The organism is Streptomyces sp. WAC03905 (assembly GCF_057371075.1).
In genome coordinates this window covers 3,912,708-3,933,165 of the sequence record NZ_JBXYDZ010000003.1, presented here as the reverse complement: position 1 = coordinate 3,933,165, position 20,458 = coordinate 3,912,708, and the positions used below count along the sequence as shown (strand labels likewise).

At 72.5% G+C, this 20,458-nt stretch carries 18 protein-coding genes and 1 pseudogene; 11 read left to right on the top strand and 8 right to left on the bottom strand.

Annotated elements, in window-relative coordinates:
• The first annotated feature begins 30 nt into the window (after positions 1-30).
• On the top strand, positions 31-1,122 hold the full coding sequence (locus AC2RP6_RS20265) for an NAD(P)/FAD-dependent oxidoreductase (RefSeq protein ID WP_486447472.1): 1,092 nt from the start codon (positions 31-33) through the stop codon (positions 1,120-1,122).
• Here the strand turns inward: AC2RP6_RS20265 and AC2RP6_RS20260 are convergent.
• The gene (locus AC2RP6_RS20260) at positions 1,119-2,561 is read right to left on the bottom strand and encodes an NB-ARC domain-containing protein (protein WP_486447471.1); all 1,443 of its coding nucleotides are present in this window, start codon (positions 2,559-2,561) and stop codon (positions 1,119-1,121) included. The genes AC2RP6_RS20265 and AC2RP6_RS20260 overlap by 4 nt on opposite strands.
• Before the next feature lie 169 nt (positions 2,562-2,730).
• Here AC2RP6_RS20260 and AC2RP6_RS20255 point away from each other — a divergent pair, with 169 nt between their 5' ends.
• Complete coding sequence (locus tag AC2RP6_RS20255) at positions 2,731-6,018, top strand: AfsR/SARP family transcriptional regulator (protein ID WP_486447470.1); 3,288 nt, start codon at positions 2,731-2,733, stop codon at positions 6,016-6,018.
• Between the two features lie 85 nt (positions 6,019-6,103).
• Here AC2RP6_RS20255 and AC2RP6_RS20250 read toward each other — a convergent pair whose 3' ends face one another.
• Together AC2RP6_RS20250 and AC2RP6_RS20245 are read right to left on the bottom strand one after the other, a co-directional pair.
• Positions 6,104-6,265, bottom strand: a complete 162-nt coding sequence (locus AC2RP6_RS20250) for a hypothetical protein (protein ID WP_486447469.1) — start codon at positions 6,263-6,265, stop codon at positions 6,104-6,106.
• An 86-nt stretch (positions 6,266-6,351) separates the two neighbouring features.
• Positions 6,352-7,257 carry an ATP-grasp domain-containing protein gene (locus AC2RP6_RS20245; protein ID WP_486447468.1) on the bottom strand — a complete coding sequence of 302 codons (906 nt, stop codon included), beginning with the start codon at positions 7,255-7,257 and terminating at the stop codon, positions 6,352-6,354.
• A 186-nt stretch (positions 7,258-7,443) separates the two neighbouring features.
• On the opposite strand from AC2RP6_RS20245, the gene AC2RP6_RS20240 reads away from it, so the two are divergent.
• The gene (locus tag AC2RP6_RS20240; RefSeq protein ID WP_486447467.1) at positions 7,444-7,968 is read left to right on the top strand and encodes a LysM peptidoglycan-binding domain-containing protein; all 525 of its coding nucleotides are present in this window, start codon (positions 7,444-7,446) and stop codon (positions 7,966-7,968) included.
• Positions 7,969-8,214: 246 nt separating this feature from the next.
• On the opposite strand, the gene AC2RP6_RS20235 is transcribed toward AC2RP6_RS20240, so the two are convergent.
• Positions 8,215-8,940, bottom strand: a complete 726-nt coding sequence (locus AC2RP6_RS20235; RefSeq protein WP_486447466.1) for a DUF5324 family protein — start codon at positions 8,938-8,940, stop codon at positions 8,215-8,217.
• Between the two features lie 147 nt (positions 8,941-9,087).
• Here AC2RP6_RS20235 and AC2RP6_RS20230 point away from each other — a divergent pair, with 147 nt between their 5' ends.
• Both AC2RP6_RS20230 and AC2RP6_RS20225 read left to right on the top strand, forming a co-directional pair.
• Positions 9,088-9,615, top strand: coding sequence for a peptidylprolyl isomerase (locus AC2RP6_RS20230; RefSeq protein WP_403221653.1), 528 nt, complete (start codon positions 9,088-9,090; stop codon positions 9,613-9,615).
• Positions 9,616-9,812: 197 nt separating this feature from the next.
• Positions 9,813-10,688: a rhomboid family intramembrane serine protease gene (locus AC2RP6_RS20225; RefSeq protein WP_486447465.1), complete on the top strand. Its 876-nt coding sequence runs from the start codon at positions 9,813-9,815 to the stop codon at positions 10,686-10,688.
• A 115-nt stretch (positions 10,689-10,803) separates the two neighbouring features.
• On the opposite strand, the gene crgA is transcribed toward AC2RP6_RS20225, so the two are convergent.
• Positions 10,804-11,058, bottom strand: a complete 255-nt coding sequence (gene crgA, locus AC2RP6_RS20220) for a cell division protein CrgA (RefSeq protein ID WP_030956751.1) — start codon at positions 11,056-11,058, stop codon at positions 10,804-10,806.
• 91 nt (positions 11,059-11,149) lie between these two features.
• Here crgA and AC2RP6_RS20215 point away from each other — a divergent pair, with 91 nt between their 5' ends.
• From AC2RP6_RS20215 to AC2RP6_RS20190, 6 genes and pseudogenes are all read left to right on the top strand, one after another.
• Positions 11,150-11,923, top strand: coding sequence for a DUF881 domain-containing protein (locus AC2RP6_RS20215; protein ID WP_486447464.1), 774 nt, complete (start codon positions 11,150-11,152; stop codon positions 11,921-11,923).
• Positions 11,895-12,647, top strand: a complete 753-nt coding sequence (locus AC2RP6_RS20210) for a class E sortase (RefSeq protein ID WP_486447463.1) — start codon at positions 11,895-11,897, stop codon at positions 12,645-12,647. Before AC2RP6_RS20215 ends, AC2RP6_RS20210 begins: the two co-directional genes overlap by 29 nt.
• 88 nt (positions 12,648-12,735) lie before the next feature.
• Positions 12,736-12,912 carry a hypothetical protein gene (locus AC2RP6_RS20205; protein ID WP_030011120.1) on the top strand — a complete coding sequence of 59 codons (177 nt, stop codon included), beginning with the start codon at positions 12,736-12,738 and terminating at the stop codon, positions 12,910-12,912.
• A complete protein-coding gene (locus AC2RP6_RS20200; RefSeq protein ID WP_451671153.1) occupies positions 12,909-13,547 on the top strand; it encodes an aminodeoxychorismate/anthranilate synthase component II in 639 nt (212 codons plus the stop codon). The genes AC2RP6_RS20205 and AC2RP6_RS20200 overlap by 4 nt, the downstream gene beginning before the upstream one ends.
• A pseudogene (locus AC2RP6_RS20195) lies at positions 13,529-14,368 on the top strand (class E sortase); the annotation flags it as partial. The gene AC2RP6_RS20200 and the pseudogene AC2RP6_RS20195, both read left to right, overlap by 19 nt.
• Positions 14,369-14,382: 14 nt before the next feature.
• The gene (locus AC2RP6_RS20190; protein ID WP_486447462.1) at positions 14,383-15,108 is read left to right on the top strand and encodes a class E sortase; all 726 of its coding nucleotides are present in this window, start codon (positions 14,383-14,385) and stop codon (positions 15,106-15,108) included.
• 225 nt (positions 15,109-15,333) lie between these two features.
• Here the strand turns inward: AC2RP6_RS20190 and pknB are convergent, their stop codons facing one another.
• From pknB to AC2RP6_RS20175, 3 genes are all read right to left on the bottom strand, one after another.
• Positions 15,334-17,370 carry a Stk1 family PASTA domain-containing Ser/Thr kinase gene (gene pknB / locus AC2RP6_RS20185; protein ID WP_486447461.1) on the bottom strand — a complete coding sequence of 679 codons (2,037 nt, stop codon included), beginning with the start codon at positions 17,368-17,370 and terminating at the stop codon, positions 15,334-15,336.
• A gap of 195 nt (positions 17,371-17,565) precedes the next feature.
• Complete coding sequence (locus AC2RP6_RS20180; protein ID WP_486447460.1) at positions 17,566-19,032, bottom strand: peptidoglycan D,D-transpeptidase FtsI family protein; 1,467 nt, start codon at positions 19,030-19,032, stop codon at positions 17,566-17,568.
• Positions 19,029-20,453: an FtsW/RodA/SpoVE family cell cycle protein gene (locus tag AC2RP6_RS20175; protein ID WP_486447459.1), complete on the bottom strand. Its 1,425-nt coding sequence runs from the start codon at positions 20,451-20,453 to the stop codon at positions 19,029-19,031. The genes AC2RP6_RS20180 and AC2RP6_RS20175 overlap by 4 nt, the downstream gene beginning before the upstream one ends.
• Positions 20,454-20,458 lie beyond the last annotated feature (5 nt).

The following is a 20,458-nucleotide window of genomic DNA, read 5'->3' as shown; positions in this document are numbered from 1 at the left end:
CGACGGATGAAGGCCACTTGGGGGTCCGGGATGGCGGCCAGGGTGACGGTCGTGGGCGGCGGGGCGGTCGCCCTGCTCACGGCGGTTGAGTGCGTGCTCGACGGGCACCGGGTCACGGTCGTGGGCCGGGGCTCGGTCCCGGACCGCGGGGCCGCCTCGCCGGGCCGGCGCCGGATCCTGCGGGCCCTGCACCCCGCGGACCCGCGGACCACCGGGGCGGCGCTGCGCGCGCACCGCCGCTGGGGCGAACTGGAAGAGCTGTTCCTGACCCGGTTCTACGAGCGGACCGGCGCCCTCACCCTGCTGCCGCCCGCGGCGGCGGCGGACGGCGCGGCCCTGGTCGAGAACGCCGGGGGCACCGCCCGGGAGCTGACCGCGGCCGACCTGTCCGACCGCTACCCGCACCTGCACCCGGACGGGCGCCTCGGCGCGGTCCTGGAGGAGCGGGCGGGCGTCCTGGTCACCGGTCGGGTGCTCGCCGCCTGCGCCGGCTGGCTGAAGTGGCAGCGGGGCGTCGAGCTGGTCGAGCACCGCGCCGTGACCGCCGTCGACGGCGCGAGCGGCACCGTACGCCTCGTCGACGGGCGGGAACTGCACGGCGACGCGGTGCTCGTGGCGGCGGGCGCCCGTTCCCGCGGCCTGCTGCCGGAGGGCGTCGCCGAGCGGCTGACCCTCTACCGGCAGTCCTTCCTGCACTGCCGGGTCCCACCGCACCAGGCGCGGGCGTGGGCCGCCACCCCGGCCGTCGCCTCCCTCGGCACCTCCGGCGGGGCCCGGCTGGTCCCGCCGGTGGCCGGCGCGGGCCTCAGGCTCACCTCGGCCGCGGTCCGCCGGGTGGTGGACGAGGTCACCGACCACGCCACCGACCCGTACTGGCAGCACGCCCTGGAGCGGGAGTTCGGCGACGTCCTGCCCGGCTTCGGCTCGGCCTGGGTGACCGCCGCCGAGGACACCTACTCCACGGCCTTCGCACCGGACGGCGGCCCGCCGGTGGTCGCGCTGGGCGGCGCGGGACACGCGTACGCGGCCTGCGGCGGGACGTCCTTCGAGTTCGCGCCGCTGGTCGCGCGGTCGCTCGCGGACCGGCTGACCGGCCGACGCTCCTTCGACGTCACTCCCTAGACCCGGACGGGCACGGGGCTCCCGGCGCGGGGTGCGGCGGGCGGGGCGCCTTCCGTAGGGTCCGGCCGGGTCAGGGCGAACGCGCGTGCCATCGGCGTCAGTCCGTACTGTCCGGGCAGGTCCGCGTGGTCGAGGAGCCCGGCGTCCAGGAGCCGTTCGAGGAGGTCCTCGACCGACTGGGCGGAGCGTTCGACCAGGGCGGCGAGCGCCTCGGTGGAGTCGTACAGGACGTCGTCCACCGAGGGAGGCTCCTCGGAGCCGGCGAACTGCCGCAGCAGCAGGCGGGCCCACGGGGTCAGTTGCCGGTAGGCGTCGTCGAGCCGGTCGGCCAGCGCTTCGTCGCCGACCCGCAGCCGCGCCAGGAAGCGGACGGGGTCGCGCCGCCGGTCGCCGATCAGGTCGGTCACCGCGTGCTGGAGCATCCACTCCGGGCGGGCCGCGATGCGCCGACCTGCCAGGTTGAGCGCAAGCGGCAGGTCACCGCAGGCATCGGCGAGGAGCAGGCAGGCACGCGGTTCGGCGCCGACCCGGTCGCCGCCGAGCAGCCGGGCGAGCAGTTCCACGGACTCGTGCCGCTGCAGGGCGGGCACCCGGATCCGGCGCACCCCGTCCAGGCCGAGCAGCCGTGAGCGGCTGGTGATGAGGATGCGGCTCTCGGGCGCGGCCGTCAGCAGCTCCCGTACCTGGTGCTCGTGCCGTACGCCGTCGAGGACGACGAGCAGGCGGCGGCGGTTGAGCAGGGAGCGGTACAAGCCGATGCGCTGCCCCGGATCGGCGGGGACGCGGTCGGCGGGGATGCCCAGTGCCCGGAGGAACCCGCCCGCGATGCCGGCGGCGTCGGCGGGTCCGCCGCCGGCCGGGTCCAGGTTCGCCCAGAGCTGCCCGTCGGGCAGGCCCGCCGCCAGCTCGTGGGCCAGGCGCAGCGCGAAGGCCGACGATCCGGCGCCGACCTGACCGCTGATCACCAGCGGTGCCACGGGCAGCTCCCCGCCGGGGCTCCGGGCGGTCAGGGACCGGGCCCGCCCGAGCAGGGCGTCCCGTCCCACCAGGGCGTGCGGCTCCATCGGGAGCTGCGCGGGCGGGGGGAGCAGGGCCCGCACGTCGGCGGCGCGCAGTTCGTTCTCCTGGTGCGCCTGGACGGTCCTGGCCGCCGGGCGGGGCGCGCCGTCGTCGCCGCCGGTGCGGGCCGCCTCGTGCCAGCGCCGTTCCCAGCCGGCGCGGTCGCCGCCGCACGCTTCGGCGAAGGCGAGGGCCACCTGGAGGGTCGGGAGGCGGTATCCGGCGGCCGCCTCGGAGAGCACCGAGGCGGAGAACATGGCCCGGGTCGCCATCTCGCGGTAGCCGGGGCTGCCCGCGGCGGTCCGCAGCATGCGCAGTTCCCGGGCGAACGCGGTGACGGGTCCGGCGTCGGGGGCCAGTGGCCGCTCCTGTCTTCCCACACTCGTCTCCTTCGGCATGCGCACGGTCCACCGCCTGGTCAGGCTGCTCGTGAACTGTCCGCGCGGGCCTTCCTGATCCGCTCCCGGATGCTTACCGCGTGCTGGAGGGACGCCCTATGATCCTTTGACACGGGCCTGGTCAGGGCCTGTGCTGACGGGGGGATGTCCGATGGCGGGGGCGGATTCGGGGACCTGGGAGAGAAGCACGGGGGGTCTTGAGGGGGACCTTCCGCGCTTCAACGTGCTCGGCTCGCTGGAGGGCTGGGCGGGCGGGGCACGGCTCCGGCTGGGGGGATCGATCCAGGAACGCGTCCTGTGCATGCTGCTGCTCGAATCGGGCCGGGTGGTGCCCGTGGCCCGGCTGGTGGAGGCGACCTGGGAGAAGGACCCGCCGGCCACCGCCGCGCACCAGGTCCGCAAGGCCGTCGCCGACCTGCGCCGGCGCATCCCCACCGGAACGGCGGTGATCGCCACCGACGGCCCGGGCTACCGGGTCGTGGTGACCGACGGACAGGTCGACCTGCTGGAGTTCGACGCGCTGTCCCGCGCGGCGGCGCAGGCCCTGCGGGAGGGCGACCGCCCGGCGGCCGCCGAGCACCTGCGGTCCGCGCTGGCCCTCTGGCGGGGATCGGTCCTGTCCGGCACGGGCGGGCCGGTGATCGAGGCCGCCGCCACGGCGTTGGAGGAGCGCCGGCTGGCCGCGGCCGAGCAGTTCTTCGACCTCTCCCTCGGGCTCGGGGAGAGCGGGGAGCTGGTCTCCGCCCTGCGCGCGCTGATCATCCAGCACCCCCTGCGGGAAACGCTGCGCGGGCAGCTGATGCTGGCCCTGTACCGCTCCGGACGGCAGGCCGAGGCGCTCAAGGAGTACGGGGAGGTCCGCGACCTGCTCGTCGACGAACTCGGGATCGACCCCGGGCCCCGGCTGGCCAGACTGTACGAGGCGATCCTGCGGGACGCACCGGAGCTGGCCGCGCCGGAACGCCCCGCCGCGCCGGAACGCCCCGCCCCCGGGGCCCGCCGACCCGTACCGGAGGAGTCCGCACCGGAGGGGTCCGAACCGGTGCGCACCGCAAGCCCGTTGCCCGGGGGACCGGTCTCCACCGAACCGGTCTCCGAGCAGCCGCAGGCGCTGCCGCGGCCGCAGGCACTGCCGCATCCTCAGGCGCCGTCGCAGCTGCCGTCGCAACCGCCCTCGCAGCAGGAGCGGTTGCCGCCCGCTCCGGGCGGGGCCGCGCCGGACGAGGCTCCCTGCACCCTGCCGTACGACCTGCCCGACTTCACCGGCCGTGCCCGCGAGCTGGGCCGGCTCCTCGACTACGCGCGGGCCGCCTGCCGCGGCGGTGAGCGGTACTCCCGGATCGTGGCCATCGACGGCATGGGCGGCATGGGGAAGACCACCCTCGCCGTGCACGCCGCCCACCGCCTGGCCGGTCACTACCCGGACGGGCAGCTCCACGTCGACCTGCGCGGCTTCACCCCGGGCGGCAGCCCCGTCTCGCCCGCCGCCGCGCTCGACGGCCTGCTGCGCGCCCTCGGCACACCCGGCGACCGCATCCCGGAGGACCTGGAGGGCCGCACCGCCCTGTGGCGGGCGAAGCTGGACGGCCGGCGCGTGCTGCTGCTGCTCGACAACGCGGTCGACGCCCCGCAGATCCGGCCGCTGCTGCCCGCCTCGCCCGGCTGCCTGGTCCTGATCACGAGCCGTGGCCGGCTCCTCGACCTCGACGGCGTCGAGTGGGTGTCCGTCGGGATGATGGAGCCCGGGGACAGCGCCAGCCTGATGACCGAGACGCTCGGCGCGGCCCGGGTGACCGCGGAACCGGAGGCCTCCGCCGAACTGGCCGCACTGTGCGGACACCTGCCGCTCGCGCTGCGGATCGCGACGGCGAGGCTGCGCAACAGGCCCCGCTGGACCGTGCGTTACCTCGTCGAGCGGCTGCGCGACGAGACCCGCAGGATGGACGAGCTGAGCTCGGGCGAGCGCAGCGTCGCGGCGACCCTGCGCCTGTCGTACCTGGCGATGGACGAGGAGTACCGCACCGCGTTCCGCATCCTCAGCCTGTACCCGTGTGCCGGTACCGACGTGCACTCGGCGGCTGCGCTGCTCGGCACGACGGTCCGGGACGCCGAGGACGCCCTGGAGTTCCTGCTGGACGTCCATCTCGTACAGCAACCGGACATCGGGCTCTACGCCTTCCACGACCTGGTGCGCACCTTCGCGCAGAGCCTGCGGGGTCCGGCGACGGCGCAGGACGACGCGGTGGCCGTCGAGCGGCTCCTCGGCTACTACATGACGACCTCCGACGCCGCCTGCGAGGTGCTCTTCCCCGGCCGTGAGCAGCGGCCCACCGGGATCCCGCCCTACGGGGGCGAGCGGCCGTCCTTCCGGACCGCCGAGGAGGCCGTGAGCTGGTTCGACCGGGAACAGGCGGGACTGCTCGCGGCGGTGTCCCTCGCCGAACGGTCCGGCCACGACCGGTACGCGGCCTGTCTGAGCCGAAACCTCGGCTTCCACCTGCACGCGCAGGGACAGCTCGACGAGTTCTGGAGCGTCGGGCACCTGGCCGTCGCCTCGGCCCGCCGGCTCGGCGATCCCGCCCTGCTGGGCATCAGCCTGGCCAATCTGGGGGCCGCCTGCTGGAAGCTGGGCCGCTTCGAGGAGGGCCTGGAGGTGGCCACGGAGGCGCGTGACACCGCGGTGCGCGCCGGAGACCGGCACACCGAGGCGAACAGCGACTCCACCATCGGGCTGCTGATGTCGATGCTCGGCAGGTACGCGGAGGCGCTGCCGCTGCTGGAGCGGTCGGTGGCGATGGCCCGGGACCTGGGCAACCCGCGCGCCGAGGCCGAGACCCTGAGCACGCTCAGCACGCTGTACGAGCGGTGGGGCCGCTACGGGGAGGCGGCTGCCGCCGCCCGCCGGGCGATCGGGGTCGGGCGCGGGCTCGGCTACCGGAGCAACGTGATCGCGGCCCTGACCGACCTGGCCTTCGCGCAGGTGGGCGTGGAGGAGTACACGGACGCGGACGCCACCTTGAAGCGGGCCCGGGACCTGTGCGACGAGACCAGGTCGCCGGGGGACGTCGCCCTGGTGCTCGCGCTGTCCGCCCGGGTCGCCCAGGAGCGCGAGGACGGCGTGGCGGCGCGGGCCTTCGCCGAGCGGGCCCTGCTCCTCGGCCGTACGAGCGGGGCCCCGATCCGGCTCGCCAAGGTCGAGAACGTCCTGGGCCGGCTCCACGCGGCGTGGGGCGAACCCGCGACGGCCCGGGCCCTGCACGCCCACGCCCACAAGATCGCGTCACCGATGCGCTTCCGGGCCGAGGAGGCGGCGGCCCTGGTGGGTCTCGCGCACGCGGCCGAGGCGCTCGGGGACCCTTCGCAGGCGGCCGGACACCGCACGGCGGCGGAGGCGCTGTTCGAGGCCATGGACCTGCCGGCGCACCGCCGGGCCTACTGATCCCGCACGTGGAAGTGCCCCGTACCGGATCCGCGGTACGGGGCACTTCCACGGCCTGTGCGGCGGCCGGCCGGGGAGGGCCCGGTCAGGGGGCGGGCCGCGGGGAGGGGGCGCCCGGGCCCTTGTCGTCCGCGAGCACCTCGTACCGGGTGGGCTGACCGGCCTCCGCCGTCGGGCCCGTCACGCCGGCTCCGGTCACCAGGGCCACGGTGAAGATCCCGATCAGTCCGACCAGCTTGCTGCGCATGTGCTGAACCCCCTGGTGGTGGTGCCCGGTGCGCGGCTCCCGCGGGGCGGGGCCGCTTTCGACAGGACACAGACTGGCCCACGGTCTTACCGGTCCGTTCCCCTCTCGCTACCGGCCGCGGCGGCGGCGCGGGAAGGGCCGTCGCGGTGGCGTTCCCGGTCCGGCTCCACGGCCGCGGCGATGCGGGATCCCCGTGCTCCGACCAGCACGTCCGTCCGCGTGGTGCCGCATTCGTAGCCGACCAGGTCCAGCAGGGCCCGGACGGTCGCACGGATCCCGGCGAGCTCCGCCTCGGGCAGCGGGGACGCGTTCCCGTCGGGAGTGATCCCCGCGACCAGGTGCATGCCGTCGACGGTGAGGGTCTCGACGTGGAACTTCGGACCCGTGAGGAGTTCCTCGACGAGGAAGGGCGCGCCGTGGCGGGCACCGCGCGCCCGCTCGGCCCACCGGTCGAGTCCGGTGCGGTCGTGCACCGGTACGGTCCACCACCGGCCGGACGCGTCCGCGGACTTGATGACCACGGGCAGCGGGAAGTCCTCGGCGAGGGCGCGGGCCCCGGCCACGGTCCGCGCCTCCTCGGCGCGGACGGCCGAGGTCCGGCTCTGGTTCAGCACGCGGCGGACCGCGACCGCGTCCGGCAGCCCGCCCCCGGGACCCGGGCGGGGTACGGCGAGGTCCCGCAGCACTTCCTCGGCGGCGGCCGCCGCACCGGCACCGAGTCCCCGGGCGAGATCGCTCGCGAGGTACAGGACGCGGCCGATGCCGTGCCGCCGGACGGTGTCGGTCACCAGGGTCCGCAGCGCGGCGGCGTCGTCGAAGTCCGCCCGCAGGATCCGCTCCGGCGCCGGCCCGGAGGGGGAGGACACGCCCGCGGGCCATGCCGCCGGGTCCGTCACCACCCGGACGTCCAGGCCCGCCACGACCGCGGCGTGCAGGAGCCCCGGACCCGGCCCGACCAGAAGCACGCGCTCCGCGGCCTGTCTGATGATCACAGTCTTCTCCTCGATCGTGTCCCACGATGCTCGGGGCACGTCTTCCCGGTCCTTTCCCGGCGCGTTCCCGCGGCCGCGCGTCCCCCGGCCGGCCCCGTCACCGGGCCGCCCGCCGCCAGGTGGCGGACAGTGGGGAAAGGGCATCGACAACACCAGGGGGGACCCTCACGCCGGAGGCGTACAGACATGGGAATCTTCGACTTCCTCAAGTCCGACAAGAAGCAGGCGCAGGAACAGGTCCGGCAGCGGGCGGACAAGGGGGCGGGCCCCTCCAGGAGCGCCGCGGCCGACGCCGCCTCGGCGACCAGGGCCGCTGCCGAGCGGATGGCGGCCGCAGCGCCGCCCGGGCCCGGGCCCGCCCCCGCGACCCCGACGCCCGGCTCGGCCGCGCACAAGGCCGTGCCCGCGCCGCCCAGGCCCGCCGCCATGCCGAAGCCCGCGCCGACGCCCACCCGGCCGGGGGCGGCGCACACGCCGACGCCCGGCTCGGCCGCGCACAAGGCGGTGCCGGCGGCCCCCCTGGGCAAGCGCCGGCCCGCGGCCGCACCGCGCACCTACACCGTCAAGCAGGGCGACACGCTCGCCGCGATCGCAGGCCGCGAACTCGGCAACGAGGCACGCTGGCGCGAGCTCTACGCCATGAACCGGTCAGTCATCGGCGACCATCCCGAGCTCGTGCCGCCCGGCGCGGTGCTGACCCTCCCGAGCTGACGCCGCAGGCGGACGCGGTGGGGCCCGGACCCCTCAGGGGTCCGGGCCCCACCGCGTCCCAACGTGCCCGGAGGGAAGGCGCCTGGGTCCTGTCGTCAAAGTGGCGCCGGTCAGGCCCGCGGTGTCCGGTGCCGTGCATCGCAAGGCGGAGGGGCGCCCGAGTACTGGACGTACGTGGGCGCCCCGACAACGCGGCGAGGTGCGGTGCCGGGCGCCGCGGGCCAGGTGCAACTTTGACGACAGGGCCTAGAGGCCGGAGCCGGCCTCCGGTCCCGGAGAACCGGCCTCGCGCTCCTTCTCCGCCAGCTCGTCGTCGAAGTTCGCCGGAGCGGCGTCGCGGTCCGACAACTCGGTGGCCGCCGGCGGTTCCACGAGCCAGTCGGGGTTCGACTGCTGGTCCCACCAGCGCCACGCCACGTAGGCGCCGGCCGCGAGCAGACCGATCAGCGCGGCGCCCTTCAGGACCCGGCCGCGGCGCTGCGCCCGCTCGTGCTTGCGCACGAGCTTCTGCACTTCCTTCGCCGTCACCTGGCCGCGCAGCGCCGCCAGGGCCGCGGTCGACCGCGCCGCGGCCTCCTCGGCCACGGGCGTCGCGGCCGCGAGGGCGCTCTCGATCTTCGGCTGTGTGTAGTCGGCCGCCTGACGGGCCGCCAGACGCGTCTGGTGCACCGCCTTCGTCGCAGCCCGGTCGACGGGTGGCGGCACGTGCGCCCGCGCCGCCTTCAGGCGTGGGTGCAGATGGCAGTCGTAGGTCATCCGGGCTTGGCGCGCGGCGCCGGTGGCAGCCTGGGACACCATCGGCGACAGCCGTTCGTTGGCCTCGTGTGCGTAGTGCACCGCAGCGTCCCTGGCGGATTCCGCGTACGGCGCCACCATTTCAGCCGCGTACCGCACGCTCTCCCTGGCGCTCTCGGCTGCCAGGCGCGCGCTGTCCTTGCCGGTCACGGGATCCTCCTCCTCGGTGGCGGACACAGTTCACCTTTCCACCCTTTGACGGATCATGCCTGCCATAGCCGCGACAGGCATGCGTGACAGGGCATACGGGTGGAGGATTTCAGTGCTGCGGAGCGCTCCGTGCGACCATCTGGACCGACAGTGATGACTATGGAAGGCAGATCCGTGGCCGAGAAGCTCTACGCCACCCTGAAGACCACCCACGGCGACATCGAGATCGAGCTGCTGGAGAACTTCGCGCCGAAGACCGTCCGCAACTTCGTCGAGCTCGCCACGGGCGCCCGCGAGTGGACCCGTCCCACGGACGGTCAGAAGACCACGGACCCCCTCTACGACGGCACCGTCTTCCACCGCGTCATCAGCGGCTTCATGATCCAGGGCGGCGACCCGCTCGGCAACGGCACCGGCGGTCCCGGTTACGCGTTCGCGGACGAGTTCCACCCCGACCTGGCCTTCACCAAGCCGTACCTGCTCGCCATGGCCAACGCCGGCCCGGGCACCAACGGCTCGCAGTTCTTCATCACCGTCGCCCCCACCGCCTGGCTGACGCGCAAGCACACCATCTTCGGCGAGGTCACCGACCCGGCGAGCCGGAAGGTCGTGGACGCCATCGCCGCCGGCGCCACCAACTCGCGCACCGAGCGCCCGCTCGAAGACGTGATCATCAAGTCCGTCGTCGTCGAGAAGCGCTGACGGGCCGGAGCGGTACCCCGCTCCACCGCTCCACCGCTCCACCGCACCGCCCGGCACCGGGCCGGGCGCGCCGAGCCGCCCCGACCCGTCCGCTCCGTCCCGGTCCGCCCCGGGAACCTTTCCGCCCCGCCCGTCCGTACTGGATACGTACCGCACCGGCGGGGCGCACCCCCTGCCGCCGCCGACCGAGGGGACCGATGGACACCGACCGTCTGCCCGGCTGCTACCGCCACCCGGACCGCGACACGGGGATCACCTGCACGCGCTGCGAGCGCCCCATCTGCCCGGAGTGCATGATCAGCGCCTCGGTCGGCTTCCAGTGCCCCGAGTGCGTCCGACAGGGCTCCGGGACCGGTCACCGTCCCGCCGCCAACGCGGCGCGCACCATCGCGGGCGGTGTGGTCGCCGAGGATCCCCAGCTGGTCACCAAGATCCTCATCGGGATCAACGTCGCGGTCTTCTTCGCCGGCCTGCTGGCGCCGGACCTGGTCGTACGGCTGGGGCTGCTCGGCCGCTACGTCGAGTACTTCGGCGGCCCCGTCCACGGCGTGTCCACGGGCGAGTACCACCGGCTGCTGACCTCGGTGTTCCTGCACGTCGAGTGGTGGCACATCATCAGCAACATGATCGCCCTGTGGGTGATCGGCGGTCCGCTGGAGGCGGCACTCGGCCGGACCCGCTACCTCGCCGTCTACCTGCTCTCGGGCCTCGGTGCGAGCGCTCTCGTCTATCTCCTCACCGCGCCGAACGCCCCGACCGTGGGCGCCTCCGGGGCGATCTTCGGCCTGCTCGGGGCGACGGTCGTGCTCGCCCGGCGGCTGCGGTACGAGATGCGGCCGGTGATCATCATGGTCGTCCTGATGCTGGTGCTGACCTTCGTGCCGTTCGGCGGCGCCGTGCGCGTGTCGTGGCAGGCGCACGTCGGCGGTCTGATCACCGGCGCGCTGGTGGGGCTGGGCATGCTCACGCCGACGGCCGGAAAGCATCGCGCACTCGTCCAGTGGGGCACCTGTGCGGCGGTGTTCCTGCTGGCAGCAGCGCTGGTCATGCTCCGTACGGCGGAACTCACCTGATCACACCGGCGTCAACTCTCCACAGAGTTATCCACAGATCTTCTGTCTTTTCCTCAGGTGTGGATGACGCTGTGGATAACTCATGGGGAGAGCTTCCGTCAGGGCCTGCGGGGTGCTACTTCCACTGGGTGGAAACGCCGAATCCCGCCGCGATGAAGCCGAAGCCGACCACGATGTTCCAGTTGCCCAGGGCCTCGACCGGCAGCTGGGTCTCGGTCACGTAGAAGACGACGATCCACGCGAGGCCGATCAGGAAGAACGCCAGCATGACCGGGGCGACCCAGCTGCGGTTCGTCAGCCGGATGTTCTGCGGCTGCCGCGTGGGCGGCGGCGTGTAGTCGTCCTTCTTGCGGATACGTGACTTCGGCACGAGGGGCTCTCCTGTCGATGCGCTGGGGACCTTGCCTGCCCCGGGCGTCCGTTAGCGTAGTGGACCTGTGGCGTTGAAGGAGAAGGGTACGTTGAGCAATTCAGACGACTCCTCCGCGGGTCCCCGTCGCCGGGCCAGGCCGATCGGGTTGCTGACGGCCGCCGTCTTCGCCCTGGCCGGGCTGCTCTTCGTCACCAGTTTCAACACCTCCAAGGGTACGAACATCCGGACGGACGCCTCCCTCCTCAAGCTCTCGGACCTGATCAAGGAACGCAGCCAGGACAACGCCGCGCTGGAGGAGAGCACCGCGCTGGCCCGCGGCCGCGTGGACGCCCTCGCCGACCGCGACGACGGCAGCACCACGGCGGAGGACGCGAAGCTGGCCGCCCTGCGCGCCGCCTCCGGTACCGAGGAGCTCTCCGGCAAGGGCCTGACCGTCACGCTCAACGACGCCCCGCCGAACGCGACCGCCCGCATCCCCAACGTGCCCGAGCCGCAGCCCAACGACCTGGTCATCCACCAGCAGGACCTCCAGGCCGTGGTGAACGCCCTGTGGCGGGGCGGCGCCGAGGGCATCCAGGTCATGGACCAGCGGCTCATCTCCACCAGCGCCGTGCGCTGCGTGGGCAACACCCTGATCCTCCAGGGCCGCGTCTACTCGCCCCCGTACAAGATCTCCGCGGTCGGCGACCCGGCGGCGCTGAAGAAGGCCCTCGCCGCCTCCCCCGCCCTGCAGAACTACCAGCTGTACGTGAACGCCTACGGCCTGGGCTGGAAAGTGGACGAGCACAAGGCACTGACACTTCCCGCCTACTCCGGCACAGTGGACCTCCACTATGCGAAGCCGGTGGCCACCACCCCGTGACCGGGTCCGTCCCGACGCCCTGCTGCGCCTGGCCGTACGGACCTTCAGCGAGCTGTGCCTGACGGCCGGCACGCTGATCGTGCTCTTCGTCGTCTACGTCCTGCTGTGGACCGGGGTCAAGGCGGACCGGGCCGCGGACGGTGAGATCGCCCGGCTGCGCGACCGCTGGGCAGCGGCGGAGGCCCCGCCGGCCGCCCCGCCGGCCGCCGCCCTGCCGACCGCCCCGGCCACCGCCCCCGAGGAGCCGCCGTACGCCCCCGGCCGGGCCTTCGCCGAAATGTACGTACCGCGCTTCGGCCCGGACTGGGTCCGGCCCGTCCTGGAGGGCACGGATGCCGAGCTGCTGAAGAAGGGCCTCGGCCACTACGCCTCCACCGCCCGGCTCGGGGCGGTCGGGAACTTCTCCGTGGCCGGACACCGCCGCACCTACGGAGATCCCTTCAAGGACTTCCCCGAGCTGCGCCCGGGGGACGAGGTGATCCTGAAGGACGCGGCCACCCGGTACACGTACACGATCCGCGGCGGGCCCCTGCGCACCCTGCCCACCGACGTCGCGGTGGTCGATCCGGTCCCGCCGAAGTCCCCCTTCACCGCCCCCGGCCGCTACCTGACGCTGACCACCTGCGACCCCGAGTGGGGCCACAGCCACCGGCTGGTGGTGTGGGCGGAACTGACCGGGACGCGCCCCGCCGGACAGGGCGGACCGGGGGCTTCGTTCAGGTGACCCCTCCGCCGGGCCGCTGGCTTTAGTCTGTTCGCGTACCGCCCCCGCGGTGCGGTGAACGAATGTGGACGAAAAGGAATCAGGCGGTATGTACGGCTGGATCTGGCGGCATCTGCCGGGCAACGCGTGGGTCCGCGCGCTGATCTCTCTCGTACTGGTCCTCGCCGTGGTCTTCGTGCTGTTCCAGTACGTCTTCCCGTGGGCCGAGCCCCTCCTTCCGTTCAACGACGTGACGGTGGACGAGGGATCGGGAGCCACTCCGTGAGCGCACGCATTCTGGTGGTCGACAACTACGACAGCTTCGTCTTCAACCTGGTCCAGTACCTGTACCAGCTCGGGGCCGAGTGCGAAGTGCTGCGCAACGACGAGGTCGCCCTCGCCCACGCGCAGGACGGCTTCGACGGCGTCCTGCTCTCCCCGGGGCCGGGCACGCCGGAGGAGGCGGGCGTCTGCGTCGACATGGTCCGGCACTGCGCCGACACCGGGGTCCCCGTCTTCGGCGTGTGCCTCGGCATGCAGTCGATGGCCGTCGCCTACGGAGGCGTCGTGGGCCGGGCCCCCGAGCTGCTGCACGGCAAGACCTCGCCCGTGGAGCACGAGGGCCTGGGCGTGTTCGCGGGACTGCCCTCGCCGTTCACCGCGACCCGGTACCACTCCCTCGCCGCGGAGCCCGGCACCCTGCCCGACGTGCTGGAGGTCACGGCCCGGACCGAGGACGGGATCATCATGGGCCTGCGCCACCGGGAGCACGACGTCGAGGGCGTGCAGTTCCACCCCGAGTCGGTGCTGACCGAGTGGGGCCACCGGATGCTTGCGAACTGGCTGGTGCGCTGCGGTGACGCGGGCGCGGTGGAGCGCTCGGTGGGGCTGGCCCCGGTGGTGGGCAAGGCCGTCGCGTGACGACGGTCGCGCCGTCCGCGCCCCCCACGGAGGGCCGGGCCGCGCGGCGCAGGGCAGCTCAGGAGGCCGCGAAACGGGCCGCCAGGAACACCCGGAGGCGGGGCGGGCGGCGGCGCAAGCGGCCGGCGTCCGGCGGCCCGGCGGTCATCGCGAGCCGGCTGGGCGGGGAACTCCTCATCACGGTGGGCCTGGTGATGCTGCTGTTCGTCGCCTACCAGCTCTGGTACACGAACCTGCTGGCCCAGCGGACGGCGAACGGCGCCGCCGGCTCCCTGCTGCAGACCTGGGAGCGGGCGCCGGACGGCGGCGCCGCCGCCCCGCCCGTGACGGCCTTCGAGCCGGGCCAGGGCTTCGCCATCCTGCACATCCCCAAGCTCGACGTGAAGGTCCCCGTCGCCGAGGGCGTCAGCAAGCCGAAGGTGCTGGACAAGGGCATGGTCGGGCACTACGCCGAGGGCGCGCTGAAGACCGCGATGCCCGCCGACGAACCGGGCAACTTCGCGGTGGCCGGACACCGCAACACCCACGGGGAGCCGTTCCGCTACATCAACCGGCTGGTCCCCGGGGACCCCGTCGTGGTCGAGACCCGGGACGCCTATTACACGTACGAGACGACCTCGTCGCTGGCGCAGACGCCGCCGACGAACGTCGGGGTGATCAAACCCGTGCCGGAGGGCTCGGGGTTCACCTCTCCGGGCCGCTACATCACGCTGACCACCTGCACCCCTGAGTTCACCAGCACCTACCGGATGATCGTATGGGGCAGGATGACCGAGGAACGCCCCCGCAGCCAGGGCCCGCCGCCCGCGCTGACCAGCTAAGGACGAATCAAGCCGTGTCTCGTGCCAGCCGCCGCGCCGCGGCCCCGACCGCCGGCAGCCGCAGCGTGCTCGCCGGGTTCCTGAGCCTGCTGGGCGAGGTCCTGATCACGGTGGGCCTGGTGCTGGGCCTGTTCGTGGCCTATTCGCTGTGGTGGACGAACGTGCTCGCCGACCGGCAGGCCGCCGCGCGGGGCGACGAGGTCCGCCGCCAGTGGCAGGACCCGGCCCCCCGGCAGGCCGGGCCCGGGGCGCTCGACACCCGGGGCGGGGTCGGCTTCCTGCACGTCCCGGCGATGAAGAACGGCGAGGTGCTCGTCAAGGCGGGCACGGCGCCGGACGTCCTCGACGACGGCGTCGCCGGCTATTACACGGAGCCCGTGAAGTCGGCGCTGCCGTGGGACGAGCAGGGGAACTTCTCGCTCGCCGCGCACCGGGACGGCCACGGGGCGAAGTTCCACAACATCGACAAGGTGAAGAACGGCGACGCCGTCGTCTTCGAGACCCGGGACACCTGGTACGTCTACAAGGTCTTCGCGGAGCTGCGCCAGACCTCGAAGTACAACACCGACGTGATCAACGCGGTGCCCAAGGAGTCCGGCAGGACCGCCCCCGGCCGCTACATCACGCTCACCACGTGCACGCCGGTCTACACCTCGAAGTACCGGTACATCGTGTGGGGCGAGCTGGTCCGCACCGAGAAGGTGGACGCGAAGCGCACGCCCCCGGCGGAGCTGCGCTGAGGGCAGGCCCGAGGCGTCCTCCAGGGGCCCTGGGAGCGGCCGTGAGGGACCAGGGGTCACAGGATCCCCGGACGCACCCGGGAGGGCCGCAGCCGCCCGCCCAGAGCCGCCCGGCCCCGGGCCGCCTCAACGGGCGGTCGCGAGGGGCGTCGTACGCAAAGAGGTCCGGCCCCCCTCGGGCGAGGGGAGCCGGACCTCTTTGCGTCGTGCCGTACCGCGTCGGCGCTAGCGGCGGCCGCCGCCACCGGTCAGGCCCCCGAAGAGACCGCCGTTGTTGTTCCCGCCGTCCTGCTGTCCGGCGATCGTGGCCACGTTCACGGCCTGCCCCGAGGTGCCCGGGGTACCGGGCTGCGGGTCGGTGTTCACCACGAGCGCGTTGTCGTCCGACGGGCCGGCGACGATGCCGATCCGCAGGTTGGCGCGCTGCAGGTCGTTCTTGTACTGGCCCAGCGTCCGGCCGGCGAAGTTCGGGACGACCGTCGCCTGAGCGGCCTTGGCGATGGTGATGCCCACCGCCTTGTTCTGCTCCAGCTGCTGGCCCGGCGCGATCTGCTGGGAGATCACGGTGCCCGGAGCGGCACCCGGCTGCTCGGACTCCGTGACGCTGCCGAGCCGGAGGTTGACGGCCTTGAGGGCCTTCTCCGCCTCGTCCTTGGTCTTGCCCTTGAGGTCGGGGACCTCGGACTTGGACTGCTCCTTGGCGACCGTCAGCGTGATCACGCTGTTCTTCTCCGCCTCGGTCCCCGGCTTCGGGGTCTGCTCCAGGACGGTCCCCGGCGTGCGGTCGGCTTCCTGGGACTTGCGTTCGACCTGGAAGCCCTTGTCCTTGAGCGCCTTCTCCGCGTCCTCGAACTTCATGTTGAGCACGTCGAGGACGGAGACCTTCGGGGCGCCCGAGGAAACGAACAGCGTGACCGTGGTGCCCTTGTCGACCTTGGTGTCGGCTGCAGGTTCCTGCTTGCAGACGTTGCCCTTGGGCTGGTCCTCGCAGGGCGCGTCGGCGCCCTTGGCCACCTGGAGCTTGGAGTTGATGATCCTCTTGCTCGCCTCTTCGAAGGTCTGGCCGACGACCTTCGGGACGTTGGGCCGGTTGTCGGCCGTGTCCCCGAACAGGGAGCGGCCGATCAGGATCGCGCCGACGAGGACGAGGATGCCCGCCGCCACGAGCAGCACGGTCGACGCCCTGCTCTTCTTCTGGTTCTGACGGCGGTTCTGGCCCTGGTCGTAGCCGCCGTGGCCCTGGTCGCCGTAGCCGTAGCCGCCGTCGCCCGGGGGCATGGGCGGCATCATCGACGTCTGGGCGCCCGCGTCGGTCGTGCGCAGGGCGGTGGTGGGCTGGTCGTAGCCCTGGGGGCCGTAGCCGTGCCCCTGGTCCGGGTAGCCGTAGCCGGCCGCGCCCATGGCGGCGGTGGCGGCGACGGGCTGGCCGTCGAGGCAGGCCTCGATGTCGGCGCGCATCTCGTCCGCGGACTGGTAGCGGTAGTCGGGGTCCTTGACCAGTGCCTTGAGGACGATGGCGTCCATCTCGGGCGTGATCTCGGGGTCGAAGTTCGACGGTGGCTGCGGCTCTTCCCGTACGTGCTGGTAGGCCACGGCGACCGGGGAATCGCCGACGAACGGGGGCCGCACGCAGAGGAGCTCGTAGAGCAGGCAGCCCGCGGAGTAGAGGTCGGAGCGCGCGTCGACCTGCTCGCCCTTGGCCTGCTCCGGGGAGAGGTACTGGGCGGTGCCGATCACGGCGGCCGTCTGCGTCATGGTCATGCCGGAGTCGCCCATGGCGCGCGCGATGCCGAAGTCCATGACCTTGACCTGACCGGTGCGGGTCAGCATCACGTTGGCGGGCTTGATGTCGCGGTGCACGATGCCGGCGCGGTGCGAGTACTCGAGGGCCTGGAGGATGCCGATGCACATCTCCAGCGTCCGCTCGGGCAGCAGCTTGCGGCCCGAGTGCAGCAGCTCGCGCAGGGTGGAGCCGTCGACGTACTCCATCACGATGTACGGGATGGAGATGTTGTCGACGTAGTCCTCGCCGGTGTCGTAGACGGCGACGATCGCGGGGTGGTTCAGCGACGCGGCCGACTGGGCCTCGCGCCGGAACCGGGCCTGGAAGGACGGGTCGCGGGCGAGGTCGGCGCGCAGGGTCTTGACGGCGACGGTACGGCCGAGCCGGGTGTCGTGGGCGAGGTAGACCTCGGCCATGCCACCGCGGCCGAGCACGTGGCTCAGCTCGTACCGGCCGCCGAGGCGACGCGGCTCTTCCATAACGTTGCAGCCCTCTCCGTCAGTCCCGACCGCACCTGTGTGTGGTCCGGCGGTGTGCTGTTCGCGCAAAGGCTACCGGCCGATCGTCCGTGATCGGTTCGTGGCCACAGGCTGATACTGGACCGGTACCGTACGCTCGGATCCGGGCCGGAATCAGTGACCTGCGTCACGTATTCCGGTCCGTGACCCCCGTGTTCACCCCTGGCTTCCCAGCACCGCTTCCATGACCGCCTTGGCGACCGGAGCGGCGAGACCGCCACCGCTGATGTCGTCGCGGGCGGTGCCCTCGCTGTCCTCGATCACGACGGCGACGGCGACCGGCGAGGTCCCGTCCGCGTTCTCGGCGTAGGAGATGAACCAGGCGTACGGACGCTTCTTGTTGCCCTCGCCGTGCTGGGCGGTACCGGTCTTGCCGCCCACCGTCACGCCCTTGATCCTGGCCTTCTCGCCGGTGCCCTTCTCGACGACGTTGACCATCATCTGCTGGACCTTCTGCGCGTTGCCCGCGGACAGCGGCCGGCTCATCTCCTGCGGCTCGTGCTTCTCGATGATGTCCAGGTTGGGGGCCGTGAGGTTGTCCACCATGTAGGGCTTCATCAGCTTGCCGTCGTTGGCGATCGCCGCCGTGACCATGGCCATCTGCAGCGGCGTGGCTGCCGTGTTGAACTGCCCGATCGCGCTCTGGGCGTTGCCGTCCTTGCCCATCTTCTTGTCGTAGACGCTGGCGAAGGCGCGGACCGGAGTGTCGATCTTGTCGTTGTTGAAGCCGAACTTCTCCGCCGTCTCCACCATCTTGTCGCGGGTGACCTTGTCACCGAGGTTCGCGAAGACGGAGTTGCAGGAGATGCGCAGCGCCTCGTTGAGGCTGGCCTTCTCGCACCCGGTGTGGGAGTTGGGCAGCTGGGTCTTGGTGCCCGGGAGGATGTACGGCTCGGGGGTGTCCGTCGGGTCGTCGATCCCCTGGACCACGCCGTGCTCCAGGGCGGCCGCGGCGGTGACCACCTTGAAGGTGGAACCGGGCGGGTAGGTCTCGCGCAGGGCGCGGTTGACCAGCTTCTTGTCCTCGCTGTCCTTCAGCTCGACCCAGGCCTTCTCGTCCGCCTTGGAGTTGCCGGCGAAGGTGGACGGGTCGTACGAGGGGGTGGAGACCAGCGCGAGGATGGCACCGGTGCGCGGGTCGATCGCGGCGACGGCGCCCTTCTTGGTGCCGAGCTTCTCGAAGGCGGCCTGCTGCGCGGCGCGGTTGAGCGTGGTGACGACGTTGCCGCCCTGCTTCTTCTCGCCGGTGAACATGCCGATGGTGCGGTCGAAGAACAGCCGGTCGTCGTTGCCGGTGAGGATGCCGTCTTCCAGCGATTCGAGCTGGGTGGCGCCGAAGGCCTGCGAGGCGTACCCGGTGACCGGGGACCACAGGGCCCCGTTCGTGTAGGTGCGCTTGTACTTGTAGTCGCTGCCGTCGGTCACCGCGGACCCGGTGATCGGCTCGCCCTGGACGATGATGTTGCCGCGTTCGGTGGCGTACTGGGCGATCTGGACCCGTCGGTTCTCCTTGCGCGTGCTGAGTTCCTCGGCCTGGACGTACTGCAGCCAGTTGGTCCGGATCAGCAGCGCGAGGACGAGCAGCCCGCAGAACAGCGAGATGCGGCGCAGGGGCTTGTTCATGACGGGCGGACCACCTGGGTCATCTCGGAGTCGGGGGACGGGGCGGGAGCCGGTGCCGGGCGGCGGGCGGTGTCGCTGATCCGGATGAGGACGGCGATGAGGATCCAGTTCGCGAGGACGGAGGAACCGCCGGACGCGAGGAAGGGCATCGTCATGCCGGTGAGGGGGATGAGCCCCATGACTCCGCCGGCGACGACGAAGATCTGGAGCGCGAAGGCGCCGGAGAGGCCGATGGCGAAGAGCTTGCCGAAGGGGTCGCGGGCGGCGAGGGCGGTGCGCACGCCCCGCTCGATGATGAGCCCGTAGACCAGCAGGAAGGCCATCACGCCGGAGAGACCGAGCTCTTCGCCGACGGTGGAGAAGATGAAGTCGGAGTTGGCGGCGAAGCCGATGAGGTCGGAGTTGCCCTGGCCCCATCCGGCGCCGAGGACGCCGCCGGAGCCGAAGCTCATGATCGACTGGCCGACCTGCTCACAGGCGCCCGAGGTGGTGTAGCAGCCGAAGGGGTCGAGCCAGGCGTTGACGCGGGCCTGGACGTGGCTGGCGAAGGAGGCCACCACGACGGCGCCGCCGACCGACATCAGCAGACCGATGACGATCCAGCTGGTGCGCTCGGTGGCCACGTACAGCATGATCACGAACATGCCGAAGAAGAGGAGCGAGGTACCGAGGTCGTTCTCGAAGACCAGGACCAGCAGGCTCATCGCCCAGATCATCAGGATCGGGCCGAGGTCGCGGCCGCGCGGCAGGTAGAGGCCCATGAAGCGGCGGCTGGCCAGCGCGAGCGCGTCGCGCTTCACCATGAGGTAGCCGGCGAAGAAGATCGCGATCACGATCTTGGCGAACTCACCGGGCTGGATGGAGAAGCCGCCGACGCTGATCCAGATCTTGGCACCGAAGACGTCGGCGCCCAGGCCCGGGACGACGGGCAGGATCAGCAGCACGAGCGCGCCGGCCATGGAGATGTACGTGAACCGCTGCAGGACGCGGTGGTCCTTGAGGATCAGCAGCACGGCGGCGAACAGGGCGATCGCCAGCGCGGTGTACATCATCTGGCGGGGCGCGGAGGGCGAGAAGTCGCCGAAGCTGCGCTTGGCGAGGTTCTGCAGCCGCTCCGACTGGTCAAGGCGCCAGATCAGGACGACGCCGAGGCCGTTGAGCAGGGTGGCGAGCGGCAGCAGCAGCGGGTCGGCGTACTTCGCGTACCGGCGCACGACGAAGTGCGCTATGCCGGCGAGGACGGCGAAACCGGCCCCGTAGGCGAACATGCCGGGGGGCAGCTCGCCGTGGATCGCCAGACCCACGTTGGCGTAGGCGAAGATCGGGATGACCACGGCGAAGGCGAGCAGCACGAGCTCTGTGTTCCGCCGGCTCGGCAGCTCGATGGCGCCGATGGTGGTCGTATTGGTGACAACGCTCATGGTGT